Origin of the sequence: Pedobacter cryoconitis, from assembly GCF_014200595.1 — a bacterium.
GTDB lineage: Bacteria > Bacteroidota > Bacteroidia > Sphingobacteriales > Sphingobacteriaceae > Pedobacter > Pedobacter cryoconitis_C.
Genome location: NZ_JACHCG010000014.1, coordinates 1 through 1,810, shown reverse-complemented (window position 1 = coordinate 1,810; position 1,810 = coordinate 1). Strand labels below are relative to the sequence as shown.

Annotated in this window: 1 pseudogene; it reads left to right on the top strand. The window is 48.1% G+C overall.

Features of this window, described 5'->3' with window-relative positions:
* Positions 1-1,810: pseudogene (locus HDE70_RS27085) on the top strand (hypothetical protein); the annotation flags it as partial.

The window sequence follows — 1,810 nt, the reverse complement described above, 5'->3', positions numbered from 1 at the left end:
CTGCTGGTTACACTTACGTAAGTTCTACGCCGCCAGCGGGTACGACTTATGTTCCTGCAACTGGTCTGTGGACAATCGGTACTTTAACAAATGCCATAACCTCTACGCTGACCATTACCGCTACGGTAAATGCAACTGGTTCTTATGCCAATACGGCAACGATTACCGGTAACGAGAATGATCCGACGCCGGGTAACAATACCTCTACGGCAACGCCAGTTCCTACAGCAACTACCAATTTAGACCTGGTGAAAACGGTAGATAATCCTACACCTGCTGTTGGAAATAACGTCGTGTTTACACTCGTTGCGACCAACAATGGCCCAAGTGATGGTACGGGTATCGTGGTTACAGATCTGCTTCCTGCTGGTTACACTTATGTAAGTTCTACGCCTCCGGCTGGTACGACTTATGTTCCTGCAACCGGATTATGGACAATCGGTACTTTAACAAATGCTGCGACCTCAACAATGACCATTACCGCTACCGTAAATGCAGCTGGTACTTATGCCAATACAGCAACGATCACAGGTAACGAGAATGATCCGATTCCGGGCAATAATACTTCAACTTCGACACCAGCTCCTATAGCAACCACCAATTTAGCACTGGTGAAAACGGTAGACAATCCTACCCCTGCTGTTGGAAATAACGTAGTCTTTATACTCGTTGCCACTAACAATGGCCCAAGTGATGGTACAGGTATCGTAGTTACTGATCTGCTTCCGGCTGGTTACACTTATGTGAGCTCTACGCCGCCAGCGGGTACGACTTATGTTCCTGCAAGCGGTCTGTGGACAATCGGTACTTTAACGAATGCTGCGACCTCAACAATGACCATTACTGCTACCGTAAATGCAGCTGGTTCTTATGCCAATACCGCAACCATTACCGGTAACGAGAACGATCCGACGCCAGGTAACAATACCTCAACAGCAATAACAACGCCTACAGCAACCACCAATTTAGCACTGGTGAAAACGGTAGATAATCCTACCCCTGCTGTTGGAAACAACGTAGTCTTTACACTCGTTGCCACCAACAATGGCCCGAGTGATGGTACAGGAATAGTCGTAACAGATCTGCTTCCGGCTGGTTATACTCACTTAAGTTCTACGCCGCCAGCGGGTACGACTTATGTTCCTGCAACCGGTCTGTGGACAATCGGTACACTGGTTAATTCTGCAACTTCTACCCTGACCATTACTGCTACTGTAAATGCAACTGGTTCTTATGCCAATACGGCAACCATTACCGGTAACGAGAATGATCCGACGCCGGGTAATAATACCTCGACTTCGACACCAACACCTACAGCAACCACCAATTTAGCACTGGTGAAAACGGTAGACAATCCTACCCCTGCTGTTGGAAGCAATGTAGTCTTTACACTGGTTGCCACTAACAATGGCCCGAGTGATGGTACGGGTATCGTGGTTACAGATCTGCTTCCTGCTGGTTACACTTACGTAAGTTCTACGCCACCAGCGGGTACGACTTACGCTCCTGCAACCGGACTATGGACAATCGGTACCTTAACGAATGCTGCGACTTCGACACTGACCATTACCGCTACCGTGAATGCAGCTGGTTCTTATGCCAATACGGCAACCATTACCGGTAACGAGAATGATCCGACGCCTGGTAACAATACCTCAACTTCGACACCAACACCTACGGCAACCACCAATTTAGCACTGGTGAAAACGGTAGATAATCCTACCCCTGCTGTTGGAAATAACGTCGTGTTTACCCTGGTGGCTACTAACAATGGCCCGAGTGATGGTACGGGTATCGTAGTTACTGATCT